Annotated in this window: 5 protein-coding genes; 4 read left to right on the top strand and 1 reads right to left on the bottom strand. The window is 50.2% G+C overall.

Translation table 11 applies throughout. From position 1 onward, the window contains the following. Positions 1-873 (top strand): energy-coupling factor ABC transporter ATP-binding protein (locus ACN4EG_RS27165; RefSeq protein WP_431633414.1); only part of this gene is annotated, 873 nt, incomplete at its 5' end. A gap of 19 nt (positions 874-892) precedes the next feature. Continuing rightward, the gene (locus ACN4EG_RS27170; RefSeq protein WP_431633415.1) at positions 893-1,219 is read left to right on the top strand and encodes a hypothetical protein; all 327 of its coding nucleotides are present in this window, start codon (positions 893-895) and stop codon (positions 1,217-1,219) included. Between the two features lie 69 nt (positions 1,220-1,288). Here ACN4EG_RS27170 and ACN4EG_RS27175 read toward each other — a convergent pair whose 3' ends face one another. After that, complete coding sequence (locus ACN4EG_RS27175) at positions 1,289-2,041, bottom strand: N-acetylmuramoyl-L-alanine amidase family protein (RefSeq protein ID WP_431633416.1); 753 nt, start codon at positions 2,039-2,041, stop codon at positions 1,289-1,291. Between the two features lie 89 nt (positions 2,042-2,130). On the opposite strand from ACN4EG_RS27175, the gene thrS reads away from it, so the two are divergent. Further along, complete coding sequence (gene thrS / locus ACN4EG_RS27180; protein ID WP_431633417.1) at positions 2,131-3,993, top strand: threonine--tRNA ligase; 1,863 nt, start codon at positions 2,131-2,133, stop codon at positions 3,991-3,993. A 71-nt stretch (positions 3,994-4,064) separates the two neighbouring features. After that, entirely contained in the window at positions 4,065-4,313 is a 249-nt protein-coding gene (locus ACN4EG_RS27185; RefSeq protein ID WP_431633418.1) for a hypothetical protein, read from the top strand. The last annotated feature ends 216 nt before the right edge of the window (positions 4,314-4,529 follow it).

Here is a 4,529-nt window from a genome sequence, read left to right on the forward strand (position 1 = left end):
ACTCCCCACTCCCCACTCCCCACTTTCCCCATGCTCCTCCCACTCCTGGAATTTCAAGCCGTTTCCTACACCTATCCCGATGCATCTCATCCTGCGATTCAAAACCTCAGTTTAGCCATCTTTGCGGGACAAAAAATCGTCATTCTGGGGCACAACGGCTGTGGCAAATCAACGTTGCTTTTGCTGGCAGATGGGTTATATCGCTGTAGTTCTGGTGTGATTTCCTGGAAAGGAGAACCTCTCCGCTATCATGCACCTGTGCTGAACCAATGGCGACAACGGATTGGTCTAGCATTTCAAGACCCGGAACAACAACTGGTTGCGGCGACCGTTGCTGAAGATATTTCCTACGGACTCTGCAATTTGTCCTTGTCCAAAGCCGAAATTGCCCAACGTCTGGATCAAACCCTGCTCGACTTTTCCCTTCAAGATCTCGCCGATCGCCCCCTCCATCACCTCAGTCTGGGGCAAAAGAGACGGGTGGCACTGGCGGGTGTGATGGCATTAAAACCAGAGTTGTTGCTGCTGGATGAACCCACTGCCTATCTGGATCGGCGGCAAACTCGCCATTTATTGGCAGAACTCGATCGCATCCATGCCAGCGGCACGACGATTGTGATGGCGACCCACGACCTTGATCTTGCTTATGCTTGGGCAGATTGGGTGATTGTGCTGCATGAAGGACAATTGGTGTTATCAGAACCGGCACAGCAGGTCTTCGCGCAGGTGGATGTCTTGAACCAGTTGCAACTGGGGATGCCGACTCTGTTGGAATGCTGGTATGCGCTCCCGGCAACTTGGCGTGATCGCCACTCTCCCCCTAAAACGATCGCAGAGTTGCGCTCTTACTGGCTCAATCACTTACCCAGATGACGTTGATGGCAGCAAGCAAATGGCTGAATCTGATATTACCCCCGAAATTTTAAAAACGATCGAGATTCTGGAAGCTCTAGAGACACTGATAGACAATGCTTCCAGTTCTAAAGTTGAAGCGATTTTGCAGGAAGCCTGGATTAAGGTGAGCGAAACCTTCCCGGATGATTTCAAAGAGGCAACGCGGGAGGATGCTGGAGCGGAAGGATTACGGCGCTATATTCGGGTCAAAGCATTTTTTGAGAATCCCACTGAACATCCAATCAGTCCGGAAGAATTGGAGGCATACTATCGCAATCGTGCGCCCGTAGACGAGGATTCAGCAGAGTTTTTCTTTCCAGACTGAAAGGCGATTCTCTTGCGGAGACACTTTGTGAACGTAACTGCTGATCCAATGAAGCTAAAGTCTCACAGCTCATGGTCGGTTATTTGCTTGCAGATAATCGAGGATGCCCTGCACGATCGCCTGTGCCATTTGAGTTCGTGTGGCTGGATCGCTGAGCCGAAGTGCATCCTCTTGCCCTGTCACAAAACCCACCTCCACCAGCACCGCAGGCATCGCGGTACGAACCAGAACATAAAAGCGAGCACGTTTCACGCCGCGATCGCGCATTCCAGTGCTTGTCAATAGTTGTTGTTGAATATGTTCTGCCAGTCGTTGTCCCTCTCTGTTACCCGCAACATGAAAGGTTTCAATCCCGTTCACCTCCGGATGGCTCATGCTGATGGCATTGGCATGAATGCTGACAAAGACGGTAGCACGCGCACGGTTCGCAATCTCTACACGCGGTTGTAAGCCCAAATCCACATCTGTTTGTCGGGTCAGGATTGCCTGGATTCCCTGATTCTCCAGCAAACTAGCGACTTGTAAACTGATGTCTAAGACAATGTCTTTTTCGTAAATCCCGCCAATTCCAACAGCACCAGGGTCAGGACCACCATGTCCCGGATCAATGACGACGATCGGACGCTGTTGGGGTAGAAAATTGGTTGGTTGGGGGGAAGGAACTGGGACGGTTGGTGCAGACTCTACCCTTTCTGGGATTGAGTGGCTGGGAACGGTCATCTCTGCAGCGGCAGGCGATGAAGGGGACGGTTGAGCGGCGACCACAGCAGCTTGCAGCCAGATCAGTCCAAACCAGCCAACGAATTGCCAATGAAATTTCACGAATTTGAAGTCCAAAAAACTGAAGAGCCGAGTTTTTTGCGTTCGGCTAAGTGATTATAATATGAGAATGATTATCATTCTTGCTAACTATGATCGGATCTGTCCTTCAATCCCCTTCTAACCAAACCAGCGCTGAAACTTTGCGGCGGCTTCGTCATACCTGTGCCCATGTGCTGGCAATGGCAGTGCAAACGCTGTTTCCAGAGACCAAAGTGACGATCGGACCCTGGACAGACACTGGATTCTACTATGACTTTGACCGTCAAACCCCCTTCACTCCTGACGATCTCACCCGAATTGAAACCGAGATGCGGCGCATCATCAACGCCAATCTACCGATCATTCAAGAAGTGGTCGATCGAGCGCAAATTCGGGCAGAAATTGAGCAACTCCACGAACCCTACAAATTGGAAATCCTCGACAGCATTCCCGCTGATGAACCGATCACACGCTACTTCATTGGTTGTGCAGATACCCTGCAAGGCGTGACAGAGGCTTCCTTGTTTCACATCGCGGCGGATACCCTGATCCAGAAACCGATGGGCAAGGATTGCTGGTGGGATTTGTGTGCAGGTCCTCATCTAAACTCCACGGGTGAAATTAACCCCAATGCCTTTGCCCTGGAGAGTGTAGCGGGAGCCTATTGGCGAGGGGATGAAACCAAACCACAGTTACAGCGGATTTACGGTACAGCCTGGGAAACTCCAGAACAGCTACAGGCGTATCTCACCCAAAAAGAAGAAGCGAAACGCCGCGACCATCGCAAGTTGGGACAAGATCTGGATCTGTTTAGTATCCAGGAGGATGCAGGTGGGGGACTGGTCTTCTGGCATCCCAAAGGGGCGCGGATGCGGCTCTTGATTGAAGACTATTGGCGCAAAGCGCATCTAGATGCAGGGTACGAACTACTCTACACGCCGCATATTGCCAATCTTGATCTCTGGAAAACCTCCGGTCACTTCGATTTCTACCGCGAGAATATGTTTGACCAGATGGAGATTGAGACGCAGCAGTACCAGCTCAAGCCGATGAACTGCCCGTTTCATGTGCTGACCTACCAGAGCCATCTTTATTCCTATCGAGCATTACCGATTCGTTGGGCAGAGTTGGGCACCGTCTATCGCTACGAGCGATCGGGTGTATTGCATGGTTTGATGCGGGTGCGCGGCTTTACTCAGGATGATGCTCACATTTTCTGTCTGCCCGAACAGGTGGCAGACGAGATCCTGGGTGTGTTGCATCTCACGGAAACGATCCTTTCTGATTTTGGCTTTACCCAATACGAGGTAAATCTTTCCACTCGCCCTGCCAAATCGGTAGGGACGGATGATATCTGGCAGTTAGCCACGGATGCCCTGGTTGAAGCCTTAAATACCAAAGGTTGGGACTATATCACCGATGAAGGGGGTGGTGCGTTTTATGGTCCCAAAATCGACATCAAAATCAAAGATGCGATCGGGCGTTTGTGGCAATGTTCCACCATCCAGGTCGATTTCAATTTACCGGAACGCTTTGAGATGGAATATGTCGCTGCTGATGGTTCGCGCCAGCGTCCAATCATGATTCACCGCGCCATCTTTGGATCGTTAGAGCGATTCTTTGGCATTCTCACCGAAAACTATGCCGGAGATTTTCCCCTCTGGTTGGCTCCAGTTCAGGTGCGGGTGTTGCCTGTGAGTGATGATCAACGAACCTATGCCACTGCGATCGCCCAGCAACTCAAACAACTGGGATACCGGGTTGAAGTCGATTCCAGCGGCGAACGGTTGGGTAAACAAATCCGCACCGCAGAAGTGGCAAAAATTCCGGTGGTTGCCGTGATTGGCAAACGCGAAGTCGAGCAACAAACCTTGAGCGTACGAACTCGTCATGCGGGTGCATTAGGATCGCTGTCGCTCACGGAGTTAAGTGAGAAGCTGGAAACGACCGTTGCTCAAAAAGCGATTCTTTGAGAGTTGTCGTCTGTTTCACAGTATTTTAATGCTCTCATCCAATTCACAATTTGTGTAATAGGAGCGACATCATGAACTTATTTTCTCAAGACAAAACCAAAGCCAACCCAGAGAAGATCCGAGACATTAAACGTTGGGTTTATCGCATCTTAAACGTTAATCCTGACATTCCAATTTCCATCAGCCAACTCACTTGTAAAGAACCCGGATGCCCTCCCATTGAAACCGTCATTGCCATCATGACTCAACCCATCAAGCAGCACAAAATTCACAAGGCTGTAGATGAAATTGACGAATTAGACATTCGCAACCTGTACTAAACCACTCCCCACTCCCCACTCTCTAATGTCCCAACACACCCTATTTATCTGCAAATCCTGTGCCTTCTCCTCAACCCAGCGAGATTACATGGGGCAACGAGGCGGTTATCATTGCGGTGGACCCAAGCATTTGGACAAGATCTAATGAAAGTTAAGCTCTAAGTGTAACGTGAGCTCAGCCATCTCATAGATCAAAAGAGATTGATCTGACAAATG

This window comes from Alkalinema pantanalense CENA528 (assembly GCF_050753345.1).
GTDB classification, from domain to species: Bacteria; Cyanobacteriota; Cyanobacteriia; order Leptolyngbyales; family Leptolyngbyaceae; genus Alkalinema; species Alkalinema pantanalense.